16 protein-coding genes are annotated in these 17,098 nt (G+C 41.8%); 9 read left to right on the top strand and 7 right to left on the bottom strand.

Going from position 1 to position 17,098, the window contains the following annotated elements; all coding sequences use genetic code 11:
* Window positions 1-24: 24 nt before the first annotated feature.
* The 3 genes from MHH33_RS15160 to MHH33_RS15150 are packed head-to-tail and all read right to left on the bottom strand — an operon-like array spanning window position 25 to window position 2,887.
* Window positions 25-1,599: an ATP-binding cassette domain-containing protein gene (locus MHH33_RS15160; RefSeq protein ID WP_016428353.1), complete on the bottom strand. Its 1,575-nt coding sequence runs from the start codon at window positions 1,597-1,599 to the stop codon at window positions 25-27.
* Window positions 1,600-1,635: 36 nt separating this feature from the next.
* Complete coding sequence (locus MHH33_RS15155; protein WP_016428352.1) at window positions 1,636-1,818, bottom strand: SE1832 family protein; 183 nt, start codon at window positions 1,816-1,818, stop codon at window positions 1,636-1,638.
* Between the two features lie 46 nt (window positions 1,819-1,864).
* A complete protein-coding gene (locus MHH33_RS15150; RefSeq protein WP_016428351.1) occupies window positions 1,865-2,887 on the bottom strand; it encodes a hypothetical protein in 1,023 nt (340 codons plus the stop codon).
* Window positions 2,888-3,007: 120 nt separating this feature from the next.
* Between MHH33_RS15150 and MHH33_RS15145 the strand changes: the two genes are divergently transcribed.
* From MHH33_RS15145 to MHH33_RS15110, 8 genes are all read left to right on the top strand, one after another.
* Window positions 3,008-3,673: an NAD(P)H-binding protein gene (locus tag MHH33_RS15145; protein ID WP_342542212.1), complete on the top strand. Its 666-nt coding sequence runs from the start codon at window positions 3,008-3,010 to the stop codon at window positions 3,671-3,673.
* Window positions 3,674-4,015: 342 nt separating this feature from the next.
* Entirely contained in the window at window positions 4,016-4,579 is a 564-nt protein-coding gene (locus MHH33_RS15140; RefSeq protein ID WP_016428349.1) for an NADPH-dependent FMN reductase, read from the top strand.
* A gap of 199 nt (window positions 4,580-4,778) precedes the next feature.
* Complete coding sequence (locus MHH33_RS15135; RefSeq protein ID WP_036659482.1) at window positions 4,779-6,947, top strand: DNA topoisomerase III; 2,169 nt, start codon at window positions 4,779-4,781, stop codon at window positions 6,945-6,947.
* A gap of 27 nt (window positions 6,948-6,974) precedes the next feature.
* Window positions 6,975-7,463, top strand: a complete 489-nt coding sequence (ybaK, locus tag MHH33_RS15130) for a Cys-tRNA(Pro) deacylase (RefSeq protein ID WP_016428347.1) — start codon at window positions 6,975-6,977, stop codon at window positions 7,461-7,463.
* A gap of 112 nt (window positions 7,464-7,575) precedes the next feature.
* Window positions 7,576-8,193: a membrane protein gene (locus MHH33_RS15125; RefSeq protein ID WP_016428346.1), complete on the top strand. Its 618-nt coding sequence runs from the start codon at window positions 7,576-7,578 to the stop codon at window positions 8,191-8,193.
* A gap of 98 nt (window positions 8,194-8,291) precedes the next feature.
* Window positions 8,292-9,380 carry a hypothetical protein gene (locus tag MHH33_RS15120; RefSeq protein WP_016428345.1) on the top strand — a complete coding sequence of 363 codons (1,089 nt, stop codon included), beginning with the start codon at window positions 8,292-8,294 and terminating at the stop codon, window positions 9,378-9,380.
* Between the two features lie 313 nt (window positions 9,381-9,693).
* Window positions 9,694-10,884: a glycine C-acetyltransferase gene (locus MHH33_RS15115; RefSeq protein ID WP_016428344.1), complete on the top strand. Its 1,191-nt coding sequence runs from the start codon at window positions 9,694-9,696 to the stop codon at window positions 10,882-10,884.
* Between the two features lie 99 nt (window positions 10,885-10,983).
* Window positions 10,984-11,688, top strand: coding sequence for a DNA alkylation repair protein (locus MHH33_RS15110; protein WP_016428343.1), 705 nt, complete (start codon window positions 10,984-10,986; stop codon window positions 11,686-11,688).
* Between the two features lie 170 nt (window positions 11,689-11,858).
* Here MHH33_RS15110 and MHH33_RS15105 read toward each other — a convergent pair whose 3' ends face one another.
* The gene (locus tag MHH33_RS15105) at window positions 11,859-12,479 is read right to left on the bottom strand and encodes a hypothetical protein (protein ID WP_016428342.1); all 621 of its coding nucleotides are present in this window, start codon (window positions 12,477-12,479) and stop codon (window positions 11,859-11,861) included.
* Between the two features lie 235 nt (window positions 12,480-12,714).
* Between MHH33_RS15105 and MHH33_RS15100 the strand changes: the two genes are divergently transcribed.
* Window positions 12,715-13,656: an L-threonine 3-dehydrogenase gene (locus MHH33_RS15100; protein WP_016428341.1), complete on the top strand. Its 942-nt coding sequence runs from the start codon at window positions 12,715-12,717 to the stop codon at window positions 13,654-13,656.
* A 407-nt stretch (window positions 13,657-14,063) separates the two neighbouring features.
* On the opposite strand, the gene MHH33_RS15095 is transcribed toward MHH33_RS15100, so the two are convergent.
* The 3 genes from MHH33_RS15095 to MHH33_RS15085 all read right to left on the bottom strand — a co-directional run bounded on the left by MHH33_RS15095 (window position 14,064) and on the right by MHH33_RS15085 (window position 16,666).
* Window positions 14,064-15,419 carry a YjiH family protein gene (locus tag MHH33_RS15095; protein ID WP_342542211.1) on the bottom strand — a complete coding sequence of 452 codons (1,356 nt, stop codon included), beginning with the start codon at window positions 15,417-15,419 and terminating at the stop codon, window positions 14,064-14,066.
* A 185-nt stretch (window positions 15,420-15,604) separates the two neighbouring features.
* Window positions 15,605-16,300, bottom strand: a complete 696-nt coding sequence (gene bshB2, locus MHH33_RS15090; protein ID WP_016428339.1) for a bacillithiol biosynthesis deacetylase BshB2 — start codon at window positions 16,298-16,300, stop codon at window positions 15,605-15,607.
* 15 nt (window positions 16,301-16,315) lie between these two features.
* Window positions 16,316-16,666 (bottom strand): YojF family protein, encoded by a 351-nt coding sequence (locus MHH33_RS15085; protein ID WP_342542209.1) that lies wholly within the window; start codon window positions 16,664-16,666, stop codon window positions 16,316-16,318.
* Between the last annotated feature and the right edge of the window lie 432 nt (window positions 16,667-17,098).

Genomic DNA, 17,098 nt, shown 5'->3' with positions numbered 1-17,098 from the left:
GCTGAACTTCAGCGATCTTTCTGTTTATTTGTTTGAATCGTCTACGTGCACACCCGTTTGGAACCAGTCTTCCACGTTCCAAATTTTCGTAACTAAACCTTCATAGAAGTCAGGTTCATGGCTTACTAATACGATGGTGCCTTTGTATTCGCTCATCGCACGTTTCAATTCTTCTTTTGCATGAATATCCAAATGGTTCGTCGGCTCATCGAAAAGCAACCAGTTGCTTTCTTCCATCATGAGCTTACATAGGCGGACTTTCGCTTGTTCGCCACCACTCAAGCTGTTCATTGGACGAGAAATGTGTTCATTTTTCAAACCAGTACGTGCTAATGCTGCGCGCACTTGGCTTTGTTCCATACTCGGATACGTTTTCCAAATCTCTTCAATCGGCGTTACATTATCCGCTCTTACTTCTTGTTCAAAGTAAGAAATATTTAAGAAATCTCCACGTCTAACGCTTCCGCCGAGTGGATTCACTTTACCAAGCATCGTTTTAAGCAATGTCGATTTACCGACACCGTTCATCCCGACAAGGGCAATTTTTTCACCGCGTTCAATTGAGAAAGACAATGGCGGCAATAATGGCTTGTCATAGCCAATCAATAAGTTTTCAGCTTCCACTACGTAGCGACTAGGGCTGCGGGATTCTTTGAAACCGAATTGAGGTTTTGCAGCAGTTTCCGGACGATCGATTCGCTCAATGCGGTCAAGTTGCTTCTGGCGGGACTTGGCACGGCCAGTTGTTGAATAGCGTGCTTTATTTTTTGCAATAAAGTCTTCTTGCTTTTTAATGAAGTCCTGTTGTTTTTCATAAGCGTCGATATGTTGGCGTTTATTGATTTCTGCAAGCTCAAGGAATTTTTCATAAGATGCCGTGAAGCGGGACAGCTTAGAGAATTCCAGTTGGAAAATGACATCAACAATTCCGTTCATAAATTCCGTATCATGCGAAATAAGCAGGAAGCAATGAGGATAATTCTTTAGATAATTCGTTAACCAGCCAATATGTTCTTCATCTAGATAGTTGGTAGGCTCATCCAGCAACAATACTTTTGGTTTTTCAAGAAGTAGTTTTGCCAACAATACTTTCGTTCTTTGGCCACCTGAAAGAGCGGAGACAGGACGGTCCAATCCAATCGCATCAAGACCAAGACCACGTGCGATTTCTTCTATTTTCATATCAAGCGTATAGAAGTCACCTGCATCAAGTGCATCTTGGATGTCCGCCATTTGCTCAAGTAAATCTTCCAATTCCTCAGGTGTTGCTTCACCCATTTTGCTAGTGATTTCATTCATTTCCGCTTCTTTTTTGTAAAGCGGCAAGAACGCGTCACGCAAAGTATCGCGCATCGAACGACCTTGTTCCAAACGAGTGTGCTGATCCAAATATCCGTAGTGGGTACCAGGTAACCATTCCACACGACCAGAATCATAGATGGTTTCGCCCGTAATGATGCTCATCAATGTAGATTTTCCTACACCGTTTGCACCAACCAGTCCAACATGTTCGCCTTCAATTAGGCGGAATGATACGTCTTTAAATAGTGTGCGGTCACCAAATGAGTGACCGAGATTTTCAACTGTCAATAATGCCATGATTCCATTCCTCCATAAAGAAAGCTCGCCGGCGTGTTACAGCGCCGCGAGCTTTTTGTTTAGTTCTGCGAGTTGTAGTTCCATATTAGCTAAACGTTGCTCGGCTTTTTCGACCATGCCAGGGTGTCCAGTTGACTCCAGCTTCTCCATGTCGCCTTGCAAACGTATATAATCCATTTTCAGTTCGGCAATTTGTGCTTGAATTTCTTGTGAAGTCATGTAAGAGAAACTCCTCTTTTTTCACCTATTGTATCACATGAATAGCTTATCTGGTGATTTCTCGTGCTTCTTCTTGGATGATTTTTTCTAAAAATTGTTGCATGTTCGCATTGTTTAAATGCATTTTTAAGCCCAACTGTTTTTTAATTGCCCGTACGCTTCTATTAGGATGGAGAATTGTCTCCATCACGGCGTTTTGCAAATGGGATTGTTTCAATTTGCGTCCCAGACCTAAATAAATGAAACCATTTCCTTCCTTCGGGAAAGCATGCTGCGCTTCTTTTTCATCTTCTGCGATGACAATGCATGGTTTACCAATTACTGCGACGTGGTAAGGAGTGAAGCTAGCATCACAAATAACCAAATCGGATTCGCTGATCAGTTGGATTGGATCATCACATTCTACAATACGTGTTTGTTTTCGTCCCAATGCCATCAGTTTCAAATCATCGCGACTGTGTCGGTAACTCGAATGTAGGGCGACTGTAATGGCAAGTGGGATTTGTAAATGCAGCAAATGACGAAGTGTACGGTAAGACAAGTTATCTGCATCTTCATCTGCAAATGTCACAACGACGTGGGGAAGAGGCAGTGCTGATGCATGCTTTAGGCCGGAATTCGCGTATGGCTCCAATTCGTCAGGCACCACAAAACCTGTGGATCCTATCACATAATGGGAAGGAACTGGCTCACGGTCTTCGCGGTACAAAGATTGAACTACATGAGTTGCAGCTTTTCCGCCTTCTCCAAAGTCGTCAAAATGCAGGGTAATCGGAACATGCGAAGCGTACATTTTTCCTTCATCAAAATCTGTATCATAGCCATCGGTAATAACCATATCAGGCTGGTGTTCAATCAATAACTTCTTCAAATCAGCGATTCTTGCATATGAGAGAGGGGCAAAGCCCTGTTGATCGAGGGTACGAAGAACCACTGTTTGTTTTTCAGGGGCTGCAAAAAGAATGCGATGAGAAGCCAGTAACTTCGCAATGTGGACACACCTCGTGACAGGATAGCCAGCCCGTCCAATCGTAAATAAAATGGTTTTTTGTTGAATTTGGTTGCTCATTTCATTCCCACCTTTCATCTTCTATTTAACGTATGGGAACTACAACCTCTGTATGAGTAAATATTAGAATTTGCAGGTGCGTATGGTAAACTCAAAACACTAGATTACAAGAATTGAGTGATGACATTGGAAAAAAGAACTGCGATGATAGCAGGAGCTTCAGGACTTACAGGTTCACAACTCGTCAAGTTTCTTTGTGAAAACGAGACTTATGAAAAAGTCACGATTATTGTCAGGAATGCAATTTCCTTCAGCCATCCGAAGTTAGTCACGAAAGTCAAAAACCTGAATCAAGTGACCAAGGATGACTTTGTTGGGGTAGATGATTTCTTTTGCTGCTTAGGTACGACGATGAAAAAAGCGGGATCGAAAGAAGCATTTGAACAAGTGGATTTAATCGCACCCATCCAGATGGGCAAATTTGCACAATCACAAGGGGCAAAGCATATGCTGGTCATTTCGGCAATGGGGGCAAATCCTGAATCGAATGTCTATTACAACCGTGTAAAGGGAACGATGGAAGATAAAGTTTCGATGCTTTCACTTCCGCACGTTTCCATTTTTAGACCGTCATTATTGACCGGGAATCGAGAAGAATTCCGTTTAGGGGAGCGCTTTGGAGAAATCACAATGACTCTGTTAAAACCGGCTTTTCTAGGTCCTTTGAAAAAATACCGTTCGATTGAAGCGAAGCAGGTGGCATTTGCCATGATGAAAATAGCTTTGCGGACACCTTCAAGAACTGTCGCTATTTATGATTCAGAAGCAATTGCACAAATTAAATAAAAAAAACGTCCACACGCTACTTGCGCGACTGTGAGGAAGAAACAGTGCTCCTGTACATCATGAAAGAATATGGGGAATTGAAATTTACACCGACAAGAAAGAACTTCAATCCATTTCTGGTGATACGGCTGTGAGTTTGATCCCGCCAACTAAAGAAATCGTAAAAGTGCAGGAACGGCTTGAAGCGGATTGTGCGACACAGTCTCCGTCAAAAGAATGAACTTGTGTAGTTTCAACACCCGGTGCTTAGGGCAAGGATTTTCTTTTTGATAAAATGAGGATATAGGAAGTTCAAATTCCTTTTTGTACTTCTAATAGAAAAGCGTTTGAAGGAGAATGGACATGAAAATTTTACTTATCGACGGGACCATTATTGGCTCCAAAACAGGTGCGATTTTGGATCAAGTGAAAATATATATTGAACAATTGAATAGTGAGCTCGATCTTGAAATTATGAAGCTGGCCGATTTTGACCATCAATTTGTCGATGGTCGACCACTGGGTGAGTACAACGATGATATGCGTCGCCTCATTCGCGAGTTCGAAGAAGCGGATGGCTACGTGTTGGCAACACCGATTTTCCAAGGATCGATTCCAGGTGTTCTGAAAAATGCATTCGATATGCTGCACCCGCGAACAATGCGGTACAAACCGGTTTCAATTGTCGCCAATGGCGGAACGTTCCAGCATCACTTGGTCATTGAAAACCAATTGAAGCCCATCCTGGATTACTTCCGTTGCCTGGTGACACCAAATTACGTGTACACAACCGGCAGTCATTTCGGTGAGGGTAATGTTATCATCGATGAAGATGTACATGATCGCTTGCGTGAACTTGCTCGCGTATTTGTGCAGTACGTCGAAATGGGCAAACACTTATCAAAAGAAACAATTGACCAATCTTAAAAGACAGTTAGACCACTTTGCGAAATCCATGCGAAGTGGTTTTTTTGTTGGAAATTAGTGGGTGAAAGGGAATGAGGTCTTTGCGAAAGGGAATAAACCTATCGTGAAGAGGAATAAATCAAATTGCCCCCCAGCTCGCACTAAACAGCCACCACCGTTTTCCGTTATAATAGATGAATGTAAGAAAGGGGCGGACACTTTGTCAAAATCAGTAGTACTTGCAGAAAAACCATCCGTAGCACGCGATATCGCCCGCGTCCTCGGTTGTCATAAAAAAGGAAACGGCTTTTTAGAAGGAACACAATACATTGTTACTTGGGCACTTGGCCATTTGGTCACGCATGCTGACCCTGAACAATACGATAACAGCTATAAAGAATGGAAACTAGAGGATTTGCCGATCTTGCCTCAGCCATTCAAGCTGGTGCCGATTAAACAAACGATGAAGCAATTTAATGCTGTTAAAGCACAACTGAACCGACCGGACGTTAAAGAAGTCATTATTGCGACTGACGCGGGACGTGAAGGGGAACTGGTTGCACGTTGGATTTTAGAAAAAGCGAAAAGCCGTAAACCGGTGAAGCGATTGTGGATTTCTTCGGTAACGGATCAAGCGATTCAAAAAGGATTCCGTGAACTGAAAGACGGCCGAGCCTATGAACATTTGTATGAAGCAGCAGTTGCACGAGCGGAAGCCGACTGGGTGGTTGGTATTAACGCAACCCGTGCACTAACAGTGAAATACAATGCGCAATTATCGACGGGACGAGTGCAGACTCCAACTCTCGCAATGATAGCAGCACGCGAGAAACAAATTCGCGACTTTAAATCTAAAACATATTACGGTTTGCAAGCATTAACGAAAGAGGCAAACTATACATGGTCATTTGGCCCGAATAATCAGTCGAGCAATTTCAATAAGGACCAGGTCGAGCAAGTTCTGAAGAAATTGGACAAGAGCAAAGAAGGAAAGATCAAGTCCATTCAAACAACACCTAAAAAGCAACCTGCACCACCATTGTTTGACTTGACCGAACTTCAAAAAGAAGGCCATCGTCTGTTTGGCTGGTCAGCGAAAGAAACGCTGTCCACGTTGCAAGGGTTATACGAACGCCATAAAATCGTGACGTATCCACGGACGGATTCGAAGCATTTATCAAGCGACATGAAGTCGACCTTGAAAGAACGTATTAAAGCAGTAGATTTGCAACCTTACAGAGCTGCGACGAACAGTATTTTGCGTTCAGCGAATATCCAACCGCAAAAAGGAGTAATTGACGATGCAAGAGTGAGCGATCACCACGCGATTATTCCGACTGAGGAATCGCCGGTCATGCAAAATCTATCAGACAAAGAACGAAAATTATATGACTTAATCGTTAAGCGATTTTTAGCCGTTTTCCTGCCTCCTTATGCATATGATCAAACAGTCATTACACTGGAAGTGCTTGGAGAAACATTTACGGCAAAAGGAAAAACCGTCCGGGATGAAGGATGGAAACGTGTCTATCAAGACAAAGAAGACGACACAGAAAGCACGTTGCCTCCTGTACAAAAAGGAGACACGATTGAAATTCGTGCTATCTCCATGACACAAGGTGAAACGAAACCACCTGCCCGATTCAATGAAGGGACATTACTTTCTGCGATGGAGAATCCTTCGTCATTTATGGCTGGGGAGTCTAAAGACATTATCCAGACAGCAGTCGAAACGGGTGGACTTGGAACAGTGGCAACACGCGCTGATATTATTGAGAAATTATTCAATAGCTTTGTCATTGAAAAGAAAGGCAAAGATATCTACACGACTTCCAAAGGAAGACAGTTGCTTGAATTGGTCCCTGAAGATTTAAAATCCCCGTCCTTAACGGGTGAGTGGGAACAGCGATTGACGAAAATTGCAAAGGGTACGATGAAAAAGGAACAATTCATGAAAGACATGGTAACCTTTTCAAAAACGGTTGTGACGCAAATCAAACAAAGCGATCAAAAGTTCAAACATGACAATGTCACGGGTAAGACCTGTCCGACTTGTGGAAAGAATTTGCTTGAAGTAAACGGCAAACGTGGCAAAATGCTTGTATGCCAAGATCGTGAATGTGGCTACAAAAAATCGGTGTCCATGCAAACCAATGCACGTTGTCCAGTGTGTCACAAACGGATGGAAATGCGTGGTGAAGGAGATGGCAAACTGTTTGTTTGTAAATGTGGTCATCGAGAAAAATTGTCGGCCTTTGAAAAACGTCGTGAATCTTCAGGTGGAGCAAAAGCCAATAAGAAAGATGTACAGAAATTCTTGAAACAACAAGATGAACCTCAAAATACAGCAATGGCTGAAGCACTGAAGAAATTATTGAATCAGGAATAAAGATTTTTGTAAAGCGAGGAAATGTCTATGGCCAAGTCTTCCAAACCAACAAAAACAAATGCAGTCCGCTTACTGGATCAACAAAAAATCAGCTATGACTTATTTGAATATGAAGTATCCGACGGACAAATCGATGGTGTTTCTGTTGCGCATAAAATTGCACAGCCGGTTGAAAAAGTATTTAAGACACTGGTTGCTACTGCAGGTCCAGGGAAAGTATCCGTTTTCCTGGTGCCAGTAGATCAGGAACTAAATTTAAAAGCAGCCGCTAAAGCTGCCGGAGAAAAGAAAGTTGAAATGCTTCCGGTAAAAGATCTGCTAGGGGTGACTGGCTATATACGCGGAGGCTGTTCACCGCTTGGAATGAAAAAGCTATTTCCCACGTTCATCGATGAAACTGCGAAAGAACTTGATACGATGATTGTCAGTGCCGGCAAAATCGGAATGCAGATTCATTTGCATCCAACTGATTTAGCATACTGCACCAAAGGGGTATTTGCTTCTTTGACCAAATAGGAATAAATTTATATAACACTTAAAACATAATGCTGATATACTTTTCAGTATTGATTCGAATCCATTCATGCGAAGCATGAGTGGATTTTTTACGGAAAGAAGGCACTTTTAGATGACAAACACAATTTACATACGATGGAGTTTCTTTCTAGTCGGGTTAGTAGTGCTGTCTCTTGGCATTGCGATGACCATTAGAGGAGAAATACTTGGTATAGCACCATGGGATGTTATGCATGTAGGACTTTTCATTAACTTTGGCTTATCGATTGGCATTTGGTCTATTGTAACCGGTTTATTGATCGTACTTGCCACTTCCCTCTATTCCAAGCGCTGGCCACCAATAGGCACATGGCTCAATATGATATTAATCGGAGTTTTTATCGATATGTTTCTTTGGTTATTGCCGATTGTAGACAATCCAATTGCCGAAATCGGATTATTCATTGCAGGTGTAGCAATCATGGGGTTCGGGGTTGGGATGTATATTGCGCCAAATATTGGGGCTGGGCCTCGCGATTCACTCATGTTGATTCTTATTGAGAAGACGGGGTGGACAGTCAAACGTGTCCGTACGTTACTTGAGTTGATTGTTGCAGTCATTGGCTGGCTTCTCGGAGGACCTGTAGGGGTAGGGACTGTAATCATTGCGTTGACACTCGGTTATATCGTGCATTTTACATTGCCACTATCACAAAAATGGATTGAAAAACTAACGACAGTTTCTAAATAATCAAGGAAAGCGGGCACTCTTAGTGGCTGCTTTTTTTCATGTTTTGTCATCCCATTTCATATAGTAGATGCAGTCAACACAATGAAAGGGATGAGTCGATGAACGGAACAATCACGCATCAGTTTGGACGTGCTTTTACAGGACAAGGTGAAAAAAATATTTATGCCGATTTGATCAACGAAGCACGGAAAGTCTATTTTATTAAATCTCCCCCGACATTCAAACTGTCGGAATTATTCAGACAAGTTGGCTATCACTACGTAAAAAGAGGCTACGATATTGAGTGGTTTTACGATCCTTTGCATGCAGATACACTTGAAGCCACTTTTGTAAGAGGCAATCGAATCCTATTTATACAGGCTGCACATCCAGTTTCTTTTGAACCTAAATATTATGGCAGTACCCATCACGTTATTTCATTCTATGAGGCTTATGACGAAAACAAGTTGCGTGAACACGGTGGCTTTTTACGGGAAAAGACGTTGCACAGTGAGCAGTGGCTGGCAAAAGCATTGCAAACATTAACAAATGCGAAAAAGATTCACGACGAATGGGAAATTCCATATGTAAATGGGATGGACTGGAGTGGCTTTGATGAGCAAGCGAACACACTGTTCGATGAAACCTTCACCACGCTTAAATTCAATAAAACCCCTCATCGAACTCATCGATTGATGGGCACGTTAACTCCTGAAGGCGCAAAAGATCATTTCGCTTCCTTAACAAAAGGAGTAAAAAGGCGCATATTCATCAAAGGGTATCCAGGTGGCGGAAAATCGACATTGATGAAAAGCTTTGCCGAGAAAGCAGAGAGCTTAGGGCTTGATACCCAGTGGGGCTGGTGTGGACTCGACTGCAACAGCATTGATTATGTGTGGTTACCTGAGCTGCAAACTATACTGTTCGATAGCACCGCTCCGCATGAATATGAGCCTGAACGATCTGGAGACGAAATTTACGACGTTAAAAAATTCCGCGAATTAAATGAAGAAGATCAGAAATTAGTAGATGGAATTGTTGCTCGATACAAAGAAGAAATTTTGCATGCAACCGAATATCTACAAGTATATTGTACGGATGACGAAACAATAAAAGAGACATTGGATGCGTGTGTAAATAATTTTAAATGGCAGGAAATTGAGGATGATCTCTTCCAAAAGTTAGATAATTCTTCTATATATAAATGATTTTTTAAATGAACGCGGGCTCAAATTGAGCTCGTTTTTTTGTGTCCGTGGTTCAAAAAGTTAACTTGGTTATGAGACTTGTTTGATTAATAAATAGCTGACTTTGAGCGATAAATCTCCAGTTTGATTGATAAATCCATTAATTTGAACGTTAAATTTTTTACAAGCCAATATAAATTCCTTTTGTCGTAACAGAATGGAGCTTTGCACTTTTCTAATGCGCTTATGTTAAAATGTAATAGATTATAATACACCAGCGATTTGCCAATGATAGTGGTGTGGCACATAAATTCGCTTGAGAGGAAGATGTTTTTTGTCTAAAGTATTAGATGCTTTTTTACAAGAAAATTTACAAGAATTACGTGATCAAGGTTTATACAATGAAGTCGATCCAGTAGAAGGCCCGAACGGAGCAAAAATCCAAGTTCGCGGTAAAGAACTTATCAATTTATCTTCAAATAACTATTTGGGATTGGCAACAAATGAAGAATTGAAACGCATTGCAAAAGAAACAATTGATAAATACGGTGTTGGAGCAGGTGCGGTCCGCTCGATTAATGGAACACTTGACCTTCATGTGAAGTTAGAAGAAAAGCTGGCGGAATTCAAAGGAACGGAAGCGGCAATTTCTTATCAATCAGGCTTCAACTGTAACATGGCTGCTATTTCAGCCGTTATGGATAAAAATGACGCTATTCTTTCAGATCAGTTGAACCATGCATCCATTATTGACGGCTGCCGACTATCGAAAGCCAAAATCATTGCGTTTAAGCACTCTGATATGGAAGATTTACGTGCGAAAGCAAAAGAAGCACAAGAATCAGGTCTTTATAATAAAGTCATGGTGATCACGGACGGAGTATTCTCAATGGATGGAGACATTGCGAAACTTCCGGAAATCGTGGAAATCGCGAAGGAATTTGATTTGATCACATACGTGGATGATGCACACGGATCAGGTGTTACTGGTAAAGGAAAAGGAACAGTTAAACATTTCGGATTGGAAAAAGATATCGACTTCCAAATGGGAACATTATCTAAAGCCGTGGGTGTAGTAGGCGGATATGTTGCTGGTAAACAATCATTAATCGATTGGTTGAAAGTTCGTTCACGTCCATTCCTATTCTCAACAGCCGTGCCACCAGGTGATGTTGCGGCAATTACGGCAGCATTGCAAATGATTATCGACTCAACAGAGCTTCACGACAAGCTTTGGGATAATGGCGATTATTTAAAAGCAGGTCTTAAGAAATTAGGATTCGATATCGGTGCTTCTGAAACACCGATTACTCCTTGTATCATCGGCGATGAAAAACTGACGCAACAATTCTCCAAACGACTGTTTGAAGAAGGCGTTTATGCGAAAGCGATTGTCTTCCCAACTGTACAAAAAGGGACAGGCCGTGTTCGTAACATGCCTACTGCAGTCCATACGAAAGAAATGTTGGATGATGCACTTGCCATCTATGAAAAAGTCGGTAAAGAACTTGGCGTAATTAAGTAAGACAGATGAACACTCGAATGTGTAAAAGCGTTCGGGTGTTTTTTTATATGAAGTGATGAATTATCTTTAGAAAATGACTCGGTGATGGGGGATGGGCTTGTGACATATGAAGAAGTAATGAATTATCTAAAGGAAGTTGGTACGGAGCAAACAAAGAAGACATTTGTCAATCATGGAGCGACTGGTGAATTTTACGGAGTCAAGGTAGGTGACATGAAGAAGATCTTGAAGCATGTAAAGAAAGATCAGGAGTTGGCATTGAAGTTATACGACTCAGGAGTTTCGGATGCCATGTACTTGGCGGCCCTAGCTATCGATCCAAAACTGATGACGAAAGATCAATTACAAAATTGGGTGAAGGCAGCCTATTGGTCTATGCTATCTGAGTACTCGGTCGCTTGGGTAGCGTCTGAAAGCCAGTTTGCTATGGAACTGGCTAGAGAGTGGATGCAATCCGACAATGAAATGGTTGCTTGTGCGGGGTGGAGCACATATACGAACTACTTGACCTATGCAGGAGCCAGTGAGTTAGACTTGCAGGAAATTTCTCGATTGCTGGAAGTAATAAGAGTAGGCATTCACCAGGCACCGAACCGGGTACGTTACAATATGAATGCTTTTGTTATCTCCGTTGGTGGATACGTACCGGAATTACGGGAAGATGCTCAACACGTGGCAACTGAAATCGGCAAAGTACATGTGGATATGGGAGGCACCGCCTGTAAAGTCCCACTTGCTTTCGATTACATCGAAAAAGTTATTGCGCGTGGTGAACCAAAAAAGAAAAAAACAGTGAGATGTTAAGAAGAGTTAGAAAACTAGATGGACCTCGACGTGGTAAGATGCGTCGAGGTTTTTTGTTGAAGGCTGAATAGTAGGTTTCAATAGAATTTCGTCGTTGCAACTAATCATTTACCTTCTAATTTTCACAAAAAAACCCACGCGAATGAACGTTTCGCGTGGGCAAATCATAGTTACATATGCTTGTGTGAGTGGACGACAACATATTTTTGTAAACCACGTGACGAGTCAATCGCTTTTTGATATTCGGTTTTTGCCAAAGTCTCGTTCCCTTCATGATGAGCGATGAATGAGTTCATGACATGGTTCATCCAAGGTTTTTCGAACGATCCTATATGTGGCATCACTTCTTCAATGTCCCCTCTTTTAGCGGCTATATTAGCTAAATAATAGGTACGCAATGACTTTTTCTTGATTTTTTCTGCACTGATTCGAGCAGCATCATAGTCACCGAGGAATATGTCCAGAATAGTCGTATAGACTTGCTGCATTGAGGGCTGTTTGTACTTAGTTAAGATGGTCTGCAGGCTCTCTTCGACTTCTTGACGGTTCCCATGGGCCAAAGCAAGAGGAAAGGCAAAAACGGCCTTTTTACGGTTTTTTTGCAAAAACTTTTCGATTCTATTCAGATCATTAGACCAGTAAATGGCATGGAGTGGCCACAATATAGAAGGGAGAATGATGGTAAAAAAAACAATCAATAAAATTGCCCCAAATGGGAATTGTAGAAAGGACAGCACAAGTGTCACGATAAAAACCAAACTGTATGTAATGGCCAGTGATTTGATGTTCATAATAAAACTTCCTTTTTTCTATTACTATACCAAACGATTGATAAGAGCTGAATGGAAAAAAATAGGGGGAATTGGAAGGGCCGGCGAAAAAACACTTACCAATGATGTGTATTGTACTTTCATGATGAACACACTATAATGAATACTGATTAAAATGTAATCATATCAACGTTGTATTGAAATAATATGTATCCCTGAAAAGTACAAGTGTTTATTTGACGAGGAGGAAATTCAATTGAAAAAAATTATGATAACCGGTGCTTTAGGTCAAATTGGATCGGAACTAATTACAAAACTACGTGAAATTTATGGGGCAGATAATGTTTTGGCGACAGATATCCGCAAAACAGATTCGCCGGTTGTAGAAAACGGGCCGTTTGAATTGCTGGACGTAATGGATGCAGAACGCATGCACACGCTAGCGAAGGATTTCGGCGCAGATACAATGATGCACATGGCAGCATTGCTATCAGCTACTGCTGAGGCTAAGCCGCTACTTGCTTGGAATTTAAATATGGGCGGTTTGGTGAATGCACTTGAAACATCTCGCGAACTAGGACTTCAATTCTTTACCCCAAGTTCTATCGGCGCATTTGGTCCTTCAACACCTAAGAAAAATACGCCACAAGATACATTGCAACGTCCAACCACCATGTACGGCGTGAACAAAGTGTCAGGTGAATTGCTATGTGATTACTATTTCCAAAAATTCGGGGTAGATACGCGTGGTGTCCGATTCCCTGGGTTGATTTCATATGTTACGCCTCCAGGTGGCGGAACGACAGACTATGCAGTAGATATATATTACAAAGCATTGTCTGAAGGGAAATACACGTCGTACATCGAACAAGGTACATATATGGATATGATGTATATGCCAGATGCACTACAAGCAATCGTCGATTTAATGGAAGCGGATGCATCGAAACTTCAGCATCGCAATGCCTTCAACGTTACGGCTATGAGCTTTGAACCTGAAGAAATTGCAGCATCGATTCGCAAGCACATTCCTACGTTCGAATTATCTTATGACGTAGATTCAGTGCGTCAGGAAATTGCCAACAGCTGGCCGGATAGCATTGATGCAACGGCAGCTAAAAATGAGTGGGGCTTCAAAGCAAAATACGATTTAGACGCAATGACAGCGGACATGCTGGCGAAATTAGCGGAAAAATAAAACGAATTTAGAATGGCTGATGTTTCCTGTTAAATGGAAACATCAGCTTTTTCGTGATAAGAAATAGTCGATGGAACCAAACACGATTAGATATTTCTAAACCGAGCATATACTTGTCCATAACGTGCATGGCATCCTAAAAATAAGATAGAGTACGTAAACGAACTGATTGAGCCTTCTTGCTTTGAAGTTGTTTGAATATCCACTATTGGTATGCCTGACGAGAAGTGGGGAGAAATGGTCGCGGCAATGATTGTTTCTAAAACTGGCGAAACAATGAATGAAGAAGAACTTCTAAGCTATTGAAAGAAAGACTTTTGATTTCCAATTGGGCCAGATGTTTAGAAAAACGAAAAAGCTGTCTCCAACTCCGCGATATTGCGGCATTGGAGACAGCTTAATTTAATTTAGAACAATAAATGAGCGACACCTGCGATGATAGGTAATGCAATCACAGTGCGCAACAAGAAAATCACAATCAAATCCAGGAAGTTGACAGGGATTTTTGAACCAAGTAACAATCCGCCGACTTCAGACATGTAGATCAACTGAGTAACCGATGTTGCCGCAATAACGAAACGGGTCATTTCAGATTCAATCATTTGTCCGCCCAAAATAGCTGGGAGGAACATGTCTGCAAAACCAACGACCATTGTTTGTGCTGCTTCTGCGGCTTCTGGAACACCAAGAACCATTAGCAACGGTTCAAACGGTTTGCCTAACCAAACAAATATATCTGTGTAAGTCGCAAGCATCAACGCAATCGTACCAAATGCCATCACGACTGGTGCAACACCCATCCACATATCCAATACGTTTTTTAAGCCGTCGGACATGAATTTAGTGAATGAACGGTTTTTATCTGCCGTTGTCAAAGCGTTTTCCAGCCCATGACTTACAACATTATAGCCCTCAGGCAATGTTTCTGCATGCTCATCGTATGGACGTCCATCTACGTATTCTTCAGGTTTGCGTGATAAAGGGTAAATTCGAGGCATGATGAATGCCAAAACAACTCCAGCTCCAAGAACTGTCGCATAAAATGGAAGGAAATAGCTACCCAGTCCAAGCTCTTCAAGAACGACAATCGAGAAAGTAATCGACACCACTGAGAACGTAGTTCCAATGATTGCTGCTTCTTTTTTCGTATAAAAACCATCTTCATACTGCTTACTTGTCAATAAAACACCAATTGTGCCATCGCCAATCCAAGAAGCAAGCGCGTCAATCGAAGAACGGCCAGGCAATTTGAATAGAGGACGCATGACTTTTACCATCATCGTTCCGAAAAACTCCAGCAATCCGAAGTTTAGAAGAAGTGGTAATAGTAATCCGGCAAATAGGAAAATAGTGAACAAGAATGATAGTAAACCAGTAGGTGACAGCAACATTCCACCAGTATCTTCACTTCTTATTGCTTCTGGTCCGATATTCGCAACGACCATGACAGCAAAAATTGCCCCAATGACACGGACGATCGTCCAGAACCAATTCACTTGGAATAGTTTATCGAAAAATGCCTGATCTTCAGGGTTCGAATCTTTTTTAAATTGATATACGAGCGATCCAATCGCTGCCATAATCATGACAACGGTAACGGTCCAAGGCATGATTGGCTCTACTACTCCAGCGACCATATTTGCCAATATGGCTACAGGAATCTTCCATTCGCCCTCGATTTTGAATGGAATCATGAATAATAATATTCCAATAATTGATGGTATTAGAAACAATAACCATGTGGAAAGTGAAAACTTCTTCAAAAATGGGTCCTCCTAAGATGTATAATTATTCAACTTCTCTAGTAATGATACTTGCCGAAGCTCAAAAAGTCCACATTTGTATGTATTCCTTATAATTCCACAACTTAAACAATAAAAATCCTGAAAGACCCATTTTATGTGGAATCTCCAGGATTTCATTAGGAAATAATCATTTACTTGTAGAGTTAGAATGTTTCTTCAAAATCTTCATGCCAGCGGTAATTATAGAACCGCTCATAGGTAAACCAGTTCTCAGCTTCAGGTTCTCCTTCTGCCAAGCGTTTCTCCATTTCCGCCAACATCCAAGCTGTCTGGGAAATATGTGCACGCATTGCGCCCATCTTTTGATCTCGTACTTCCTGAATATCATGAACGACATCAGGTTCTCCAAGATCATCCTTTGTATTATTTGCAAACGCCACCGCATACAATTTCGGACGCAGATTCTCATCCATACGGCGAACAGCACGTACGACCGCACGAGCCGTCGCTTCATGATCTGGATGCACTGCGTAGTTCGGATAAAACGTAATGATGAGTGATGGGTTCGTTTCTTCAATCAGCTTCGTCATCATTTGAACCATTTTTTCATCATCTTCAAACTCTACAGTTTTATCCCGCAAACCCATCATGCGTAAATCGGTCAAGCCCATCGCTTGTGCGGAAGCAATCAATTCATCTTTACGGATATGTGGTAAAGACTCACGTGTCGCAAAAGGTGGATTTCCTAAATTACGTCCCATCTCGCCTAATGTTAAACAAGCATATGTAACCGGAGTTCCCTGTTTGATATACATGGAGATGGTACCGGAAACGCCAAATGCTTCGTCATCTGGGTGAGGAAATACAACGAGTACGTGTCTTTCTTGTGTTAAAGTCATATGATTTCCTCCTTCTTAATACGTAAATGGCGTTTCGCTGATTTGAAGCGCAACTGCCAATTTTCCTGATTGATCGTGTCCAGCCATCAACAAACGACCGTACTCATCCAATTCAAAATGAGTGATCCCCTGTGCATACACCCAGCCATGTGGCAATTTTAAGCCAACACGGTGAGGGCTGTCACCCGCGACTTTTCCTAATTCATACTTCACGACAATATTACGTATGAATGCCCCTGCATTAAACACAGTCTCGTCAAAATGAGATGCATAAGCACCATTCGTCGTTTCCAAATGAAGATAAACATCTTTATCTGCAAAGGAATTTAACAATTCCTGTAACTTTGCTACATGTACTACGTCCACTTTTTTATCCCCCTCTTAACAACAAAACTTCTAGACATAAGTATAGTGAATTTTGCTGATTAATGCGATTAGCATGCTCATGGAAAAGTGGAAAACGCCACTCTAGCCCGACTCCGACGGTGGAAGAAACGAAACGAAAACTTGTTTTCGATTGAGTTTCTGAAGCGGAGGTGCGGGCTGGCGTTTGGAACTAGACAGTAGGAAAAGTGGAAAACGTCACTCTAGCCCGACTCCGACGGTGGAAGAAACGAAACGAAAACTTGTTTTCGATTGAGTTTCTGAAGCGGAGGTGCGGGCTGGCGTTTGGAACTAGACAGTAAGAAAAGTGGAAAACGCCACTCTAACCCGACTCTGACGGTGGAAGAAACGAAACGAAAACTTGTTTTCGATTGAGTTTCTGAAGCGTAGGTGCGGGCTGGCGTTTGGAACTAG

Source organism: Paenisporosarcina sp. FSL H8-0542 (assembly GCF_038632915.1).
GTDB lineage: Bacteria > Bacillota > Bacilli > Bacillales_A > Planococcaceae > Paenisporosarcina.
The sequence above is the reverse complement of the archived record's forward strand: the minus strand, read 5'-3'. Positions and strand labels throughout refer to the sequence as shown.

What these genes read in the sequence shown, in the direction of transcription:
- MHH33_RS15150 (WP_016428351.1), bottom strand. Translation starts at nt 2,887, where the DNA reads ATGAGCAACCAAATTCAACAAAAAACCATTTTATTTACGATTGGACGG.
- MHH33_RS15125 (WP_016428346.1), top strand. Translation starts at nt 7,576, where the DNA reads ATGACAAACACAATTTACATACGATGGAGTTTCTTTCTAGTCGGGTTA.
- MHH33_RS15120 (WP_016428345.1), top strand. Translation starts at nt 8,292, where the DNA reads ATGAACGGAACAATCACGCATCAGTTTGGACGTGCTTTTACAGGACAA.
- MHH33_RS15105 (WP_016428342.1), bottom strand. Translation starts at nt 12,479, where the DNA reads ATGAACATCAAATCACTGGCCATTACATACAGTTTGGTTTTTATCGTG.
- MHH33_RS15160 (WP_016428353.1), bottom strand. Translation starts at nt 1,599, where the DNA reads ATGGCATTATTGACAGTTGAAAATCTCGGTCACTCATTTGGTGACCGC.
- MHH33_RS15145 (WP_342542212.1), top strand. Translation starts at nt 3,008, where the DNA reads ATGACATTGGAAAAAAGAACTGCGATGATAGCAGGAGCTTCAGGACTT.
- MHH33_RS15155 (WP_016428352.1), bottom strand. Translation starts at nt 1,818, where the DNA reads ATGACTTCACAAGAAATTCAAGCACAAATTGCCGAACTGAAAATGGAT.
- bshB2 (WP_016428339.1), bottom strand. Translation starts at nt 16,300, where the DNA reads ATGACTTTAACACAAGAAAGACACGTACTCGTTGTATTTCCTCACCCA.
- MHH33_RS15140 (WP_016428349.1), top strand. Translation starts at nt 4,016, where the DNA reads ATGAAAATTTTACTTATCGACGGGACCATTATTGGCTCCAAAACAGGT.
- ybaK (WP_016428347.1), top strand. Translation starts at nt 6,975, where the DNA reads ATGGCCAAGTCTTCCAAACCAACAAAAACAAATGCAGTCCGCTTACTG.